Origin of the sequence: Kluyvera sichuanensis (genome assembly GCF_040930405.1) — a bacterium.
Taxonomy (GTDB): Bacteria; Pseudomonadota; Gammaproteobacteria; order Enterobacterales; family Enterobacteriaceae; genus Kluyvera; species Kluyvera sichuanensis.
Genome location: NZ_CP162271.1, coordinates 1264886 through 1279382 on the forward strand (window position 1 = coordinate 1264886; position 14497 = coordinate 1279382).

The window sequence follows — 14497 nt, forward strand, 5'->3', positions numbered from 1 at the left end:
GGCAACTCGCTTTCTGGCGCTAAAAAGTGACACCGTCACACAATTATAAAAATGAGAGGTTAATCACAAAATAATTGTATTTGTCGCAAAAATCGCTTTAAGATCGCTTATCTGTTCCTTTCTTTAACGCTCCCGGTGCATTTTTATGACAACAAACACGGTCTCTCGTCGGATCGCGTGGCTTCGGGTAGTCACGCTGGCTATCGCTGCTTTTATCTTCAATACCACTGAATTCGTCCCGGTTGGGCTGCTCTCCGACATCGCCAGCAGTTTTGGCATGCAGACAGCGCAGGTCGGGATCATGCTGACCATCTACGCCTGGGTGGTCGCGCTGATGTCGCTGCCGTTTATGCTGCTGACCAGCCAGATGGAACGGCGTAAATTGCTGATCGGGCTTTTTATTCTGTTCATTGCCAGCCACGTGCTGTCGTTCCTCGCGTGGAACTTCACCGTACTGGTGATAAGCCGAATCGGAATTGCTTTTGCCCATGCGGTGTTCTGGTCAATTACCGCCTCTCTGGCGATTCGTATGGCACCTGCCGGTAAGCGCGCACAAGCGCTGAGCCTGATTGCGACCGGCACGGCGTTGGCAATGGTCTTCGGCATTCCGATTGGTCGTATCGTGGGGCAATACTTCGGCTGGCGAACCACCTTCTTCGCCATCGGCGTGGGTGCGCTCATCACCATGCTGGCGCTGATTAAGCTGCTGCCTAAGCTGCCGAGTGAACATTCCGGTTCGCTGAAAAGCCTGCCGGTGCTGTTCCGTCGTCCGGCGCTGATGAGCATCTATCTGCTGACCGTGGTGGTGGTGACCGCCCATTACACCGCCTACAGCTATATTGAACCCTTTGTGCAGACGGTGGCTGGGCTGAGCGGCAACTTTGCCACCATTCTGCTGCTGGTGCTGGGCGGCGCGGGGATTATCGGTAGCATTATCTTCAGTAAGCTCGGCAATAAACATTCGTCAGGGTTGATCAACGGTGCCATTGGCCTGCTGCTGGTCTGCCTGCTGTTGCTGCTTCCCGCCGCGCAGGATGCCACTCACCTCGCCGTGCTCAGCATCTTCTGGGGTATTGCCATTATGGTGATCGGTCTGGGAATGCAGGTGAAAGTGCTGGCGCTGGCGCCGGATGCCACCGACGTAGCAATGTCGCTGTTCTCCGGGATTTTCAATATCGGGATTGGTGCCGGGGCGCTGCTGGGTAGCCAGATAAGCACCCATCTGTCGATGTCATCTATCGGCTATGTGGGTGCGGCACCGGCGCTGGCGGCGCTTGTCTGGTCGGTGATGATTTTCCGCCGCTGGCCATCGGCATCGTTAGAGGAACAGGCGCATCAGCATTGATGTGCTTCCCGGCGTCGCTGCGCTTGGCCGGGCTACGTTCAGATTGGTAGCCCGGCCGAGCGCAGCGACGCCGGGAACCTTACGCGTGATAGGTCGTAATAATTTCCAGCACGCCGTTAATAATAAACTGCACGCCCATACACACCAGCAGGAAGCCCATCAGACGGGAAATCGCTTCAATCCCCCCTTTCCCGACCAGACGCATAATCGCCCCTGAGCTACGTAAGCATCCCCACAAGATAATGCCCACCAGCGCAAAGATAATCGGCGGCGCGACCAGAATCACCCAGTCAGGGAAATTCGCCCCGTGCTTAACCGTCGATGCAGAACTGATGATCATCGCAATCGTCCCTGGGCCTGCGGTGCTAGGCATGGCAAGCGGGACAAAGGCGATGTTCGCCGTCGGTTCGTCTTCCAGTTCTTCTGATTTGCTGCGCGCTTCCGGCGAGTCATGCGCCTTCTGCTGCGGGAACAGCATGCGGAAACCGATAAAGGCCACGATCAGCCCACCGGCAATACGCAGCCCAGGTATTGATATACCGAATGTATTCATCACCACCTGGCCCGCATAATAGGCCACCATCATGATAGCGAAGACGTACACCGAGGCCATCAGCGACTGCCGGTTACGCTCTGCGTTGTTCATATTGCCGGAGAGCCCAAGGAACAGCGCCACGGTCGTTAAAGGGTTAGCCAGCGGCAGCAATACCACCAGCCCAAGCCCTATTGCCTGAATAAGTTCCTTCATAAGCGTCCCAAAATCCTGTCTGTTTAACGAAAAATAACATGCTGTACACCAGGCCATTCCTCACCAGCGCAGCATATCTGGCTTCGGGCAGGTTAAGTACAGGATATCCTATTTGTGGCTGTCTGAACCGTTTTAGCAATTCGTGGCATCACTCAATCCATTCAGTTGACTTATGATTGCGTGAGAAATAATATCCACCGCAACTAAAGTACTTGCCAGGGCAACCATTGTGAACAGCACAAGCAATCTCTTCAATGAAATGATTCCACTTGGGCACCTGATTCACATGGTTAACCAGAAAAAAGATCGCTTACTCAACGAGCATTTATCGCCAGAAGAGATTACCGCCTCGCAATTCAGAGTGCTTTGCTCTATCCGTTGCCAGGGCAGTATCACCCCCGTGGAGTTGAAAAAGACCCTTTCGGTGGATCTGGGCGCGCTCACCCGCATGCTTGATCGTTTGTTGTGTCGGGGCTGGATAGCCCGGTTACCCAATCCAAATGACAAACGTGGGGTATTGATTCAGCTGACGCCAGAAGGCGCAGCCATTTGTGAACAATGCCACCTGCTCGTTGGGCAAAACCTGCACCAGGAATTAACAAAAAACTTAACGGCAAATGAAGTTGCGACGCTCGAACTTCTCCTTAAAAAAATATTGCCGTAAACAGAAGAAGAGGTAAGACGATGTCCAGACGTAACACTGACGCTATTACTATTCATAGCATTTTGGACTGGATCGAAGATAACCTGGAATCCCCTCTGTCACTTGAGAAAGTGTCTGAGCGTTCCGGTTACTCAAAATGGCACCTGCAGCGGATGTTCAAAAAAGAGACCGGTCATTCATTAGGTCAGTACATTCGCACCCGTAAACTGACGGAAATCGCCCAGAAGTTAAAAGAAGGCAACGAGCCGATTCTCTATCTGGCCGAACGTTACGGTTTTGAATCGCAGCAGACGCTGACGCGGACGTTTAAAAACTACTTTGATGTGCCACCGCACAAGTACCGCGTGACCAATATGCGCGAGGATTCTCGCTACCTGTTCCCTATTAATCACTGTGTCTGTTAATCGCCTGCAAAAAGACGTATCGAGGAAATAATGAAACTGTTCGCTGCCGTTGCTTTCGTCGCCCTGACGATGGCCGCAAGCGCAAGCTATGCGGAACAACTACCGGCACAAAATCACGCCCATCAGGACATGCTGATGCCATCTGCCAGCAACCAGTCGCCGTTTGATTTTAATCATATGGCCGCCGGTAGCGATAAATCAGATGAACTGGGCGTACCGTACTACAACGATAAAAATCGCTAAACGTTATTGCCCCGCTTCGGCGGGGCTTTTTTTATCCCGTTATCCCCTCACCGCCCGACGCAACCCCGGAATACGCAGGCCAAAGACGTTGATCAGCAACCCGGCCATAATCAGCAACGCCCCTGCCAGTTGCATCACCGACAGCGTCTCACCGAGCAGCAGCGACGCGCTGGCGAGCCCCACCACCGGCACCAGAAGCGACAGCGGCGCCACGCGCCAGGTTTCATAACGTCCAAGCAGCGAACCCCAAATCCCGTAACCCACAATACTGGCAATAAAGGAGAGATAGGCCAGTGACAGCACGGTAGTGAGATCAATATGAATCAGGCTCTGCGCCATCAGTTGCGGGCCTTCGAAAATCCACGAACTCAGCATAAACGGCACAATCGGAATCAGCGCGCTCCAGACCACCAGCGACATCACGCCGGTTTTCGATGGATGCAGCATGATCTTTTTGTTGAAGATATTGCCGCATGCCCAGCACAGCGCCGCACCCAGCGTCAGCATAAAGCCCAGCAGTTGCACATGTTGCCCGGTCATACTGGTTTCAATCAGCACCAGCACACCGAATACCGCCAGCGAAATCCCTACCAGCTGCTTGCGCTGCAGGCGCTCGCCAAAGACAAACGCGCCAAGAATAATGGTAAAGAAGGCCTGCGCCTGCAGCACCAGCGACGCCAGCCCGGCTGGCATACCAAAGTTAATCGCGCAGAACAGGAAGGCAAACTGACCGAAGCTGATGGTCAGCGCATAGCCCAGTAGCAGCGGCAGTGGTACGCGAGGTCGTGGGACAAAGAACAGCGCCGGGAAGGCGACGAACAGGAAGCGTAATCCCGCCAGCAGCAGCGGCGGCATGCCGTGCAGCCCCACCTTAATCACCACAAAATTCAGTCCCCATACTACGACCACCAGCAGCGCCAGCAGCCCATCTTTACGCGTCATACACGCCCCACCGTTTATTAAATTTATGTAAACACATTCAAAGTAACGAAAAATTCAGCCCAGGAATAGATCATTATTTCTGGCGGGCTGAAATCGCACTTCCCGACACGCGCTCAGGTATACAAGCCGCTTATGGCGTGATATTTGTGAAAGCGATAACAAAAAAACGCACAACGACATCTCTCGGGCAGGAAAATGAAACCAACGACCAGACGATCCACGATTGCGCTGCTGGCATCGTCGTTACTGTTAACCATCGGGCGCGGCGCCACCCTTCCGTTTATGACCATTTACCTCACGCGTAAGTACGCGTTGACGGTAGACACCATCGGCTATGCGCTGTCCATCGCGCTGGTGGCCGGCGTTATCTTCAGCCTCGGCTTTGGCATTCTGGCGGACAAGTTCGATAAGAAACGCTATATGCTGATCGCCGTAACGTTTTTTATCGCCGGTTTTGTCGCTATTCCACTGGTCCACAGCGTGCCGCTGGTGGTGTTCTTTTTCTCGCTGATCAACTGTTCCTATTCGGTCTTCTCGACCGTGCTGAAGGCCTATTTCTCCGACACGCTAACGGCCACGACCAAAGCGCGTATTTTTTCGCTAAACTACACCTTCCTGAACATTGGCTGGACCATTGGCCCGCCGATTGGCACGCTGCTGGTGATGCACAGCATTAACCTGCCGTTCTGGCTGGCAGCGATTTGCGCTGCGTTCCCGCTGCTGTTTATCCAGCGCTACGTGGCGCGCGTTAGCGCCGCCGACATGGCGGAAACCCCCGTGGCCTGGTCGCCGTCCGTGCTGCTACACGACCGGGCGCTGCTGTGGTTTACCCTTTCTGGGCTGCTGGCTTCATTCGTTGGCGGCTCATTCGCCTCCTGTATGTCACAGTACGTGCTGACGATTGGCGATAGCACCTTTGCCGAAAAGGTGGTGGCGGTGATCCTGCCGGTGAATGCCGCGGTGGTGGTGACCTTACAGTACGCCATTGGCCGTCGGTTAACGGCGACCAATCTGAAGCCGCTGATGACCTTTGGTACCTTCTGTTATGTGCTGGGTCTGGCGGGATTTATGATGGCAGGCAATAATTTGCTGTTCTGGGGGCTGGCGGCAGCGGTCTTTACGCTGGGCGAGGTTATCTACGCCCCGGGTGAATACATGCTGATTGATAACATTGCCCCACCGGGCATGAAAGCCAGCTACTTCTCCGCTCAGGCGCTGGGCTGGCTCGGCGCGGCGCTGAACCCGCTGTTAACCGGGCAAATCCTGACCCATTTCGCGCCTTATGCGCTGTTCCCGATCATGATGGTAGTTATCGTGCTGGCGTGGTGGCTGATTATTCGCGGCATTAAGGCCAGTACCTGGGGTGCGACGGTGAGTGTGGCGTGACGGATTCCCCGGCGGCGCTACGCTTGGCCGGGCTACAGGATAGGTAGCCCGGGCGAGGCGGAACGCCGACCCCGGGGGAATTACCAGATATCCGCCGCAATCCCCGTCACCAGACGCACTTTATCCCACTGCTGCTGCTCGCTCAGGCTGTTCCCCTCTTCCGTAGAGGCAAAACCACACTGCGGGCTGAGGCAAATCTGATCCAACGCGACATACTTCGACGCTTCTTCTACTCGCGCCTTCACCCCCTGCGGGTTTTCCAGCTCGCCGTTTTTGGTGGTAATCAGCCCGAGCACCGCTTTCTGCTGCCCTGGACGGATAAAGCGCAGCGGCGCGAAGTCACCGGAACGATCGTTGTCGTACTCGAGGAAGAAGGCATCCACGTTTACGCGGCCAAACAGGATCTCTGCCACCGGCTCATAGCCGCCTTCTGAAATCCAGGTGGAGCGGAAGTTACCGCGACACACGTGCAGCCCGACAATCAGGTCATCCGGCTTACCTTCCAGCGCGCGATTCAACACATCGGCATAGATAGCCGCCAGCTTATCCGGATCGTCACCGCGTTCACGAACCTGGCGGCGCTGGTCGTCAGAGCACAGATAGGCCCAGACGGTATCGTCGAGCTGCAGATAGCGGCAGCCGGCGTCATAAAACGCGCGAATAGCATCACGCCAGGTATCGGCCAGGTCGTTAAAATAGTCGGTCAGATCCGGGTAAACCGTCGCATCGATATCTTTACGTCCGCCACGGAAATGCAGCACGCTTGGGCTTGGAATCGTCATCTTCGGCGTCGCCTCGCCGCTGATGCTTTTCAGGAAGCGGAAATCTTCCAGCATTGGGTGATCGCCAAAGCCGAGCTTGCCGGTGACGCGAATACCGTGGGCGCGGGTTTGCACGCCGTTAAACTGAATACCGTTTTCGGAATCGTAGCGCTCAACGCCCTGCAGGCCGTCGAAGAAGTCGAAATGCCACCAGGCACGACGGAACTCACCATCGGTCACCACGTGCAGGCCGCAGTCGCACTGATGCTGCACCACACGCCGAATCTCGGCATCCTCTACGGCGCGCAGTTGCTGCGCGCTGATTTCACCGTTAACGAGCTGCTGGCGGGCTTCTTTAATCGCCAGCGGGCGTAAAAAACTGCCAACGATGTCGGCACGATAAGGGGCGTGTTGGTGTGTCATGCGATCTCCTTACTCCATCAGGCAAACTCGTTGCCCTGAGTGATAATTTATTATTTGAACCATTTAGACTTCTGGATGGCTATATGTCTGGATAGTGTCACTGGACAGCGCCCTAGGCAAACGAGAATAATTCATCACTGTTGAAAGATTTTCATGATCCCGACTGAAAGGCGAATCCCTCATCCTGCCAGCCGGTCATCCCACCAATCATTATTTTGACCGGGCGGCCCAGTAACGCCAGCTTGAGCGCCGCCTGATCGGCACCGTTACAGTGAGGCCCCGCACAATAGACCACAAACAACGTCTCCGCGGGCCAGTCCTTCATTCTTTCGGCACAGATATCAGCATGCCGCAGATGAAGCGCACCGGGAATATGACGACGGGCGAAGGTTTCGGCGCTTCCCACTACGTGAAGCAGTACAAAATCAACGTCGTGCTGCTGCTGCTGCGAGGCATGGACATCCGCGCAGTCGGTTTCAACGCTCAGGCGCTGGCGAAAATGGGCTACTGCATCAGCGGCGCTTGCAGTGGGAATGTCAGTCACGTAACTCATCGTTAATTCTCCGGTTCTGTGTTACCACTATGGTAACGACCGGATGAGTATAAACAGGCACCCCATGCAACAACCGCCCGCAGAAATGACAGAAAACAGCCAGAATATGACAAAGTGCGCCCCGCTGGTGGTGGCGTTAGCCTATGACGGTCTCTGCACTTTTGAATTTGGCGTCGCGGTGGAAATTTTCGGCCTCCCCCGGCCCGAAATGGGCGAAGACTGGTATCGCTTTGCGGTCGCCGCCGTCGACGAAGGTGAGCTACGGGCCACCGGCGGCGTACGGGTCATGGCGGACGGGGATTTAAGCTTGCTGGAGTTCGCCGATACTATCGTGGTGCCAGGCTGGCGCGGCATCGACGCCGACGTTCCGCCAGCGCTGTGTCAGGCGCTCAGACAAGCGCATCAGCGCGACTGCCGGGTGATTTCCATCTGCTCCGGCGTTTTCGTGCTCGCCGCCGCGGGCCTGCTCGACGGTAAGCGCGCCACGACCCACTGGCGCTATGTAGATACGCTCCAGCAGCGTTACCCGGCGATCGAGGTTGTGGAAGATGTGCTGTATATCGCGCAGGAGCACGTATTCACCTCAGCCGGCAGCGCGGCCGGGATCGACCTTTGCCTGCACGTGGTGCGAACGGATTTCGGCCTCGAGGCGGCAAACCGGGTCGCTCGACGTCTGGTCATCCAACCCCACCGCGACGGCGCGCAGAAACAACAGGTTGCGCAACCTGTCGCCCGGGCACGGGAAAGCCAGCGTCTCGGCATGCTGTTTGATTTTCTTTATCAACATCTGGCGGAAAGCCATAGCGTCAGTTCACTGGCGCAGCGGGTGGGAATGAGCGAGCGGACCTTTTTACGCCGCTTTCAGGATGCCACCGGAAAAACCCCTGCGCGCTGGCTGCTCGATGAACGTTTGCAGCAGGCGCAACATCGCCTGACCAGCAGCCGGGACAGCGTCGAAAAAGTGGCGGAGTTGAGCGGTTTTGGCAATGCGAAAAATCTGCGTTTACGCTTTCAGCAACATCTGGCAATAAGTCCGCTGGCGTACAGAAAAAAATTTACTGCAACAAATAATTAATTCACAAATTACGGCGTTAGTCTAAGTTTAAATCAGTAGGCTAATTAGGTGCTCATTGCGAGAATCGTTAAAGAGGAGGTCATCATGCTGGATAATATGCAAGTGTTTCTGGTTGCCGTGGGGCTCATTCTGTTTTCCGGTTTCCTGACTGCCTATTTTAGCGGAAGATGGAATGATTAACGGATAAAAAAAACCGCCAGGTTAACTGGCGGCATAAATGCTTGCATGGATAGATTTTTTGTTTCTACAATCGTCCGCTCTTCCTGATTGGACCATCGTTGCTAACCACTACCCTACCACCGCAATATTCAACTAAAGCTAAACGGCGAGTGCATTATTCAAAGCATAATTTTTCCACGCCTTTTTACTCCGACAGCTGGCCTGACGACCTGCCCACAATCTGCCTGAACGGGATTCCTGCAGGTCCTGATGCTCAGGACGATTAGACCAGATGGACTCGCGACGCGCTTTACGCTGGGATACTTTCATGGTTGCCTCCGGGCAGATTGTCGAAATTAAATCCATTAACTCAACGATTTACACGGTGATAATAGCAGCCCGAATGGCGAGTTTCTTCAATAAGTGAACGCATTTGTAAAGAGGGAACCTGACGCATTGCTGCGTATTTCAGCGATTTATCCCCTACCGAATATGTCAGGTTGTTAAATTGTTACAATTACGTAAAACTAGCAACGTTGTCTTCCCTCCAGGAATGATAGCAAGAATGCTCTATTTATTGATGTACTTAACCCGCCAGCCCTGTGTGCGGGTTTTTTTTATATTTTTTGTGGTTTCTGGCGTGAATAGACCACGCCAGAAATGCGTTAACTAAGCGGGTTATTCACTTAGCCCACGGTTTTTCAGCATTGGGGTAATAAGCGGATCGTGTCCTCGCCAGGCGCGATAAAGTTGTTCTAAATCGCTGCTGTTACCGCGCGACAAAATAGCCTCGCGGAAACGCTGACCGTTTTCCCTATTCAAACCGCCCTGTTCAACAAACCATTGATAACCATCATCTGCCAGCATTTGCGTCCATAGATAGGCGTAGTACCCGGCCGCATAGCCCCCGCCGAAAATATGCGAGAAATAGCTGCTGCGATAGCGCGGCGGCACGGCGCAGAGATCCAGTTTTTCCCGCGCCAGCGTCGCCGTTTCAAACTGTTCCACGTCCTGCGGCAACGACTCCGCGCTCAGGCTGTGCCAGTTCATGTCCAGCAGCGCAGCGCTTAGCAACTCCGTCATGTCGTAGCCTTTGTTGAAGTTGGCGGCGCGGAACAGACTTTCCCGCAGCGCTTCCGGCATCGGTTCACCGGTTTCATGGTGACGCGCATAGTGGGCAAAGACGTCAGGATGGCTGGCCCAGTGCTCATTGATTTGCGACGGGAATTCAACAAAATCGCGCGGCGTATTGGTCCCCGATAGCGTGACATAGCGCTGGCTAGCAAACAGCCCGTGCAACGCGTGGCCAAATTCGTGGAACAGGGTAATCACATCATCCCAGGAGATAAGCGCACTTTTACCTGCGGTCGGCTTCTGGTAATTGCAGACGTTATAGATAACCGGACGCGTACCGCTGAGGGTAGATTGCGGCACAAAGTTGTCCATCCACGCCCCGCCGCTTTTGCTGTCGCGGGCGAAGAAGTCGCCGTAAAACAGCGCCATCCCTTCTCCGTCAGCATCAAAAATCTCCCAGACGCGCACGTCAGGGTGATAAACCGGCAGATCGAAACGTTCAACAAACGTTATCCCAAACAGTTGGCTGGCGGACCAGAAAACGCCGTCAACCAGCACGCGTTCCAGGGCAAACCAGGGCTTAATCTGTGCTTCATCGATGGCATATTTTTCACGGCGAACCTGTTCTGAATAGAACAACCAGTCCCAGGCTTCGGCTTTAAATGAGGCCAATCCGCTATCGATAAGCGTCTGAATATCCGCCAACTCGCTTTCTGCCCGCGCCCGCGCCGCCGGAGTAATCTCGCGCATAAAATCGAAGGCCGCTTTCGGCGTTTTCGCCATTTGATCGGCCATACTCCAGCTGGCGTAGTCGCTATAGCCCAGCAGCGTTGCCTGACGCGCGCGGATCGCCACCAGCTTTAGCAGTTTCTCCCGCGTGTCGTTAGCATCGCCCATCTGGTTGCGGGCCCAGGCGGCTTTAAACAGCTTTTCACGAGTTTGACGCTGACGAAGTTGAGCCAGCGCCGGTTGCTGGGTGGTGTTCACCAGCGGAATAAGCCAGCGCCCCGCCAGACCGCGATCGTTCGCCGCGGCGGCGGCAACGGCGATTTCATCTTCGCTAAACCCAGCCAGCTCTTCCACACTCTCTACCACCAGCCCGCCGCTTTTCGCCGCCCCCAGCAGACACTGGTGGAATTGGCTGCTCAGGGTTGCTGCTTCGGTATTGAGGGTTTTCAGCTCCGCCTTTTCCGCGTCGCCCAGCCTTGCACCGGCCTGAATGAAACGCTGATAGATGACCTCAACCAGGCGGCGATCCTCTGCTTCCAGACCGAGGCCATCACGCTGTTGCCACACGTGTTCGATACGGCTAAACAGCGCATCGTTGAGATAAATATCGTTGGCAAGCCCGGCCAACTCAGCGGAGAACGCTTCGTCCAGTTGCTGGATAGTGTCGTTGCTGTGGGAGGCCGCCATGGCAAAGAAAACGGCGTTGACCCGAGAAAGCATCTCCCCGCTTTTTTCCAGCGCCACGACGGTGTTATCAAAGGTTGCCGGAGCCGGATTATTGGCAATGTCGGCAATCTCCTGACGCTTGCGCTTTAGCGCTTCGTCAAAGGCCGGGCGATAGTGGCTATCGTTAATCGCATCAAACGGCGGTGCCTGGTAAGGTAACGTACTGCTGGCAAAAAATGGATTCATGGCCGACATCCTGGGTTCCTGAAAATAACAGGGTTCCAGAGTAGCAAGCTCTTGAGAGACCGCAATGGTTTTACCCGGCAGGAGTGATTTTTCTTTGATGGGAGGCGTTAGGCCGATAAAAATGACGCAGACACCTGCTGCTCCCAGAGACAAGAAGCATATTGGCAAGTACGCATGAGATTGATGCAACCGTATCGCTATCAGCCGTTTATTGCGGAAAATAGCTTATGGTTTCAAAAAACCAATCTCAATAAGTGCCTGAGCTACCAGTAAGACGAACATGACTGCAACCATTGGAGTGTACATGTTGAGCCTCCAGCGAACGCCGTTACTGATAGTATAGAATATATTTTTTTCCGCCTGTCCTTCTCTAACACACTTAATCAGGCTGCAGCGAACCATTAAGCATTTCAGAACAGGACACCGTTGTGGGTTGCTACCGAAAAGAACGGCGCACATAGTGTGTATGAAGAGCGACGAGACCTCATCGTTCCGACTATGTTTGTGCATTATTAGGTGCCGGATTCGGCACCTTTTTTTGGGTATCAGGTTTAGATCGTCATTCATGACCAAACGATCGTCAATCTTGAGGCCGCTATCTAATTAACGGTGGCATAGTCTTTGAATTATTGATTTTCATTTTTGTCCATTTTTTACTTTTTAGACGATGAAACAGACATTTTTGCTTCTGACGGGCCAGAGCGAAACCATAAAGTTTTTATATCTCCATTCCCTGATACATCAAAATGTTCAACTGACCTCAAGGGTATTTCTCGCAATATGCCTCTTGCATTGATTTTTATGAAAAGATCCCATTCACCATCAGGAATGTCATCAAGTGGTATTCCTTCATACTTTTTCGTGCAGAACCACCCCTTGTCATATGAAGTAGGTCTGCCTGACTCGCTATCGACTCTTGTTTTAGGGGTTCGCCCCTTCGCTAACTCAATCTCTTTTGAGATGCCATCACTCCGTAGAACAAGATGCATATAAATGTCATCATAATTAGGGCATGGAATTCCATGCACAAACCCCACGCCCTCAGGGAAGCATCGACCATTCTCAATAGAAATTTTTATCAGTGATGCATAAGGTTGTAGATATCGCAGACCTTCGGTGTTTATTTCACGGTATTTTATCTCATTACTGTTAAATACGGGAGGTATACCCATCACTGACAAATTCACAATAGACATTGTTATAGCTACTATATGTCTATTAACCTGATTATGTCGTGTCACCAATGCCGAATTGCAGAAAATCAAATTAAAGTTATTGAATCCTCTGAATAAATGAATATTGTTTTCTATTTGAGTTTTATACTGAGGATCTGCAAGTGATGTTATTAAATATATGTTTTTATTTTTATAAGAACGTTGAATCTCATCTACAATGATGTGGTCAAGAGAATCCTGTAGCGTACGTAAACCCTCTCCACTCAATGCCCCTGCCATATGTTTAAATGCGTACCCCCAGTCTATTTCCACGTAAGATCCAATATGCAATTGTGGTACTGTAGATATTATATTACCGAAGTTATATTTCATCCCATAATAAAGCGCAGCACTCCCCCCTTTAGAACCACCAAGCACCGTACAATTCTCATGAGTTAGATTTAACTCATTCATTACCATTAATATAAACTTGTAGATACGAGATTCGATATCTAGTTTACCATTTGCGCACAAATAATAGGATTCGCCACCATAAAAATTATCTTTGATCCAAAGCACATCCGCCGGGCAATTGGCCAACGAGTTGACATAATTATAAAATGGGAGGCCATTGCCACTAAAACCAGAAAAAACGATTAGCAGATGTCTGGTATCATATTTAGCTGGCTTTCTCATGTAGAATATATCAAGGCCATCAATAGTTATTCTTTGCTCATTCATAATATGAACCAATTGTTATTTACCAGTAAATAATATAATAATTTAAAAAACAAAGTAAATTAATAGGCAAATCGATTTATTTAACTACCGCAAGGTTTTTGAACTATCCCTCTATATTATCAATACGCATCCAGCTTACTGCATGGCTTTTGTCATGGGGGATTGCTGGGCGTAGCGCTCGTAATTATCTCCTTTACTACGTCTGCACGTGATGGCAAGCAATGCAGCGCAGATGGGGTGGGGTTTTGCATACGTTTTTGCTGAAAGCATAAAATCCCATTACATAACAGATGATTGATAACCGGATGTTCTGCTATCGTAAGGTAACACTAACGCATTGAAGGAACAGAGAGATGATCGTACTGGTTACCGGAGCGACAGCAGGTTTTGGCGAAAGCATTACGCGCCGTTTTATTGCTAACGGGCACAAAGTCATTGCCACTGGCCGTCGCAATGAGCGCTTAAAAGCGCTGAAAGATGAGTTAGGCGACAGCATTCTGACCGTCCAGTTGGACGTGCGTAATCGCGCAGCAATTGAAGAGACTATCGCTAATCTGCCCGCAGAATGGCGTGACATCGATATTCTGGTCAACAACGCCGGTTTGGCGTTAGGGTTGGAACCAGCTCACCGCGCAAGCGTTGAGGATTGGGAAGACATGATTGACACCAACAACAAAGGTCTGGTGTATATGACCCGTGCGGTACTGCCTGGCATGGTGGAGCGCAACCGCGGGCACGTGATTAATATCGGCTCCACCGCCGGCAGCTGGCCTTATGCGGGCGGCAACGTTTACGGCGCAACCAAAGCGTTCGTGCGTCAGTTCAGCCTGAACCTGCGTACCGATCTGCACGGCACCGCCGTTCGCGTGACCGATATCGAACCTGGTCTGGTTGGTGGCACAGAGTTCTCCAACGTGCGCTTTAAAGGTGATGACAACAAAGCCGGTAAAACCTACGAAAATGCCAACGCGCTGACGCCGGAAGACGTGACCGAAGCGGTATGGTGGGTGGCGACGTTGCCAAAACACGTCAATATTAACACCGTCGAGATGATGCCGGTCAGCCAGACCTATGCTGGCCTGAGCGTCCATCGCCAAAGTTAGCATTTAAACTCAACCCGACCACCGGTCGGGTCTGGGCTCGGCGGCAAAAAAAGCGTAAAATAGCAGCTTAATCAGCTGATA

Annotated in this window: 15 protein-coding genes; 8 read left to right on the top strand and 7 right to left on the bottom strand. The window is 52.5% G+C overall.

Annotation, left to right across the window (positions count from 1 at the left end; translation table 11 throughout):
* The first annotated feature begins 145 nt into the window (after window positions 1-145).
* On the top strand, window positions 146-1345 hold the full coding sequence (locus tag AB2B48_RS06285; protein ID WP_185669034.1) for a sugar transporter: 1200 nt from the start codon (window positions 146-148) through the stop codon (window positions 1343-1345).
* 79 nt (window positions 1346-1424) lie between these two features.
* Here AB2B48_RS06285 and AB2B48_RS06290 read toward each other — a convergent pair whose 3' ends face one another.
* Window positions 1425-2093: a MarC family NAAT transporter gene (locus AB2B48_RS06290; protein WP_220440156.1), complete on the bottom strand. Its 669-nt coding sequence runs from the start codon at window positions 2091-2093 to the stop codon at window positions 1425-1427.
* Between the two features lie 229 nt (window positions 2094-2322).
* Here AB2B48_RS06290 and marR point away from each other — a divergent pair, with 229 nt between their 5' ends.
* Genes marR through marB form a run of 3 tightly spaced genes read left to right on the top strand, consistent with a single transcriptional unit; the run spans window position 2323 to window position 3404 of the window.
* Window positions 2323-2757 (top strand): multiple antibiotic resistance transcriptional regulator MarR, encoded by a 435-nt coding sequence (marR, locus tag AB2B48_RS06295; protein WP_185669036.1) that lies wholly within the window; start codon window positions 2323-2325, stop codon window positions 2755-2757.
* Window positions 2758-2777: 20 nt separating this feature from the next.
* Entirely contained in the window at window positions 2778-3161 is a 384-nt protein-coding gene (marA, locus tag AB2B48_RS06300) for an MDR efflux pump AcrAB transcriptional activator MarA (RefSeq protein ID WP_035895737.1), read from the top strand.
* A gap of 30 nt (window positions 3162-3191) precedes the next feature.
* Window positions 3192-3404 (top strand): multiple antibiotic resistance protein MarB, encoded by a 213-nt coding sequence (marB, locus tag AB2B48_RS06305; RefSeq protein ID WP_185669037.1) that lies wholly within the window; start codon window positions 3192-3194, stop codon window positions 3402-3404.
* Between the two features lie 39 nt (window positions 3405-3443).
* Here the strand turns inward: marB and eamA are convergent, their stop codons facing one another.
* Window positions 3444-4346: an O-acetylserine/cysteine exporter gene (eamA, locus tag AB2B48_RS06310; protein ID WP_368301166.1), complete on the bottom strand. Its 903-nt coding sequence runs from the start codon at window positions 4344-4346 to the stop codon at window positions 3444-3446.
* A gap of 195 nt (window positions 4347-4541) precedes the next feature.
* On the opposite strand from eamA, the gene ydeE reads away from it, so the two are divergent.
* Window positions 4542-5732 (top strand): efflux MFS transporter YdeE, encoded by a 1191-nt coding sequence (ydeE, locus tag AB2B48_RS06315; RefSeq protein ID WP_368301168.1) that lies wholly within the window; start codon window positions 4542-4544, stop codon window positions 5730-5732.
* An 80-nt stretch (window positions 5733-5812) separates the two neighbouring features.
* On the opposite strand, the gene AB2B48_RS06320 is transcribed toward ydeE, so the two are convergent.
* Together AB2B48_RS06320 and AB2B48_RS06325 are read right to left on the bottom strand one after the other, a co-directional pair.
* The gene (locus AB2B48_RS06320) at window positions 5813-6916 is read right to left on the bottom strand and encodes a cobalamin-independent methionine synthase II family protein (RefSeq protein WP_368301169.1); all 1104 of its coding nucleotides are present in this window, start codon (window positions 6914-6916) and stop codon (window positions 5813-5815) included.
* A 151-nt stretch (window positions 6917-7067) separates the two neighbouring features.
* Window positions 7068-7469: a rhodanese-like domain-containing protein gene (locus AB2B48_RS06325; protein WP_368301170.1), complete on the bottom strand. Its 402-nt coding sequence runs from the start codon at window positions 7467-7469 to the stop codon at window positions 7068-7070.
* An 85-nt stretch (window positions 7470-7554) separates the two neighbouring features.
* Here AB2B48_RS06325 and ftrA point away from each other — a divergent pair, with 85 nt between their 5' ends.
* On the top strand, window positions 7555-8544 hold the full coding sequence (gene ftrA / locus AB2B48_RS06330; RefSeq protein ID WP_368301923.1) for a transcriptional regulator FtrA: 990 nt from the start codon (window positions 7555-7557) through the stop codon (window positions 8542-8544).
* Between the two features lie 84 nt (window positions 8545-8628).
* Window positions 8629-8724 (top strand): protein MgtS, encoded by a 96-nt coding sequence (gene mgtS, locus AB2B48_RS06335; protein ID WP_185669042.1) that lies wholly within the window; start codon window positions 8629-8631, stop codon window positions 8722-8724.
* Between the two features lie 138 nt (window positions 8725-8862).
* Here mgtS and AB2B48_RS06340 read toward each other — a convergent pair whose 3' ends face one another.
* The 3 genes from AB2B48_RS06340 to AB2B48_RS06350 all read right to left on the bottom strand — a co-directional run bounded on the left by AB2B48_RS06340 (window position 8863) and on the right by AB2B48_RS06350 (window position 13313).
* Entirely contained in the window at window positions 8863-9033 is a 171-nt protein-coding gene (locus tag AB2B48_RS06340) for a hypothetical protein (RefSeq protein ID WP_368301172.1), read from the bottom strand.
* Window positions 9034-9381: 348 nt separating this feature from the next.
* Window positions 9382-11427, bottom strand: a complete 2046-nt coding sequence (gene dcp / locus AB2B48_RS06345; protein WP_368301174.1) for a peptidyl-dipeptidase Dcp — start codon at window positions 11425-11427, stop codon at window positions 9382-9384.
* A 644-nt stretch (window positions 11428-12071) separates the two neighbouring features.
* Window positions 12072-13313, bottom strand: a complete 1242-nt coding sequence (locus AB2B48_RS06350; RefSeq protein WP_368301175.1) for an alpha/beta hydrolase — start codon at window positions 13311-13313, stop codon at window positions 12072-12074.
* 353 nt (window positions 13314-13666) lie between these two features.
* Here AB2B48_RS06350 and ydfG point away from each other — a divergent pair, with 353 nt between their 5' ends.
* Window positions 13667-14416: a bifunctional NADP-dependent 3-hydroxy acid dehydrogenase/3-hydroxypropionate dehydrogenase YdfG gene (gene ydfG, locus AB2B48_RS06355; RefSeq protein WP_220440149.1), complete on the top strand. Its 750-nt coding sequence runs from the start codon at window positions 13667-13669 to the stop codon at window positions 14414-14416.
* Window positions 14417-14497 lie beyond the last annotated feature (81 nt).

What these genes read in the sequence shown, in the direction of transcription:
- AB2B48_RS06285 (WP_185669034.1), top strand. Translation starts at nt 146, where the DNA reads ATGACAACAAACACGGTCTCTCGTCGGATCGCGTGGCTTCGGGTAGTC.
- ydeE (WP_368301168.1), top strand. Translation starts at nt 4,542, where the DNA reads ATGAAACCAACGACCAGACGATCCACGATTGCGCTGCTGGCATCGTCG.
- marA (WP_035895737.1), top strand. Translation starts at nt 2,778, where the DNA reads ATGTCCAGACGTAACACTGACGCTATTACTATTCATAGCATTTTGGAC.
- AB2B48_RS06325 (WP_368301170.1), bottom strand. Translation starts at nt 7,469, where the DNA reads ATGAGTTACGTGACTGACATTCCCACTGCAAGCGCCGCTGATGCAGTA.
- eamA (WP_368301166.1), bottom strand. Translation starts at nt 4,346, where the DNA reads ATGACGCGTAAAGATGGGCTGCTGGCGCTGCTGGTGGTCGTAGTATGG.
- mgtS (WP_185669042.1), top strand. Translation starts at nt 8,629, where the DNA reads ATGCTGGATAATATGCAAGTGTTTCTGGTTGCCGTGGGGCTCATTCTG.
- AB2B48_RS06340 (WP_368301172.1), bottom strand. Translation starts at nt 9,033, where the DNA reads ATGAAAGTATCCCAGCGTAAAGCGCGTCGCGAGTCCATCTGGTCTAAT.
- marB (WP_185669037.1), top strand. Translation starts at nt 3,192, where the DNA reads ATGAAACTGTTCGCTGCCGTTGCTTTCGTCGCCCTGACGATGGCCGCA.
- AB2B48_RS06320 (WP_368301169.1), bottom strand. Translation starts at nt 6,916, where the DNA reads ATGACACACCAACACGCCCCTTATCGTGCCGACATCGTTGGCAGTTTT.
- AB2B48_RS06290 (WP_220440156.1), bottom strand. Translation starts at nt 2,093, where the DNA reads ATGAAGGAACTTATTCAGGCAATAGGGCTTGGGCTGGTGGTATTGCTG.
- ydfG (WP_220440149.1), top strand. Translation starts at nt 13,667, where the DNA reads ATGATCGTACTGGTTACCGGAGCGACAGCAGGTTTTGGCGAAAGCATT.
- AB2B48_RS06350 (WP_368301175.1), bottom strand. Translation starts at nt 13,313, where the DNA reads ATGAATGAGCAAAGAATAACTATTGATGGCCTTGATATATTCTACATG.
- ftrA (WP_368301923.1), top strand. Translation starts at nt 7,555, where the DNA reads ATGACAGAAAACAGCCAGAATATGACAAAGTGCGCCCCGCTGGTGGTG.
- dcp (WP_368301174.1), bottom strand. Translation starts at nt 11,427, where the DNA reads ATGTCGGCCATGAATCCATTTTTTGCCAGCAGTACGTTACCTTACCAG.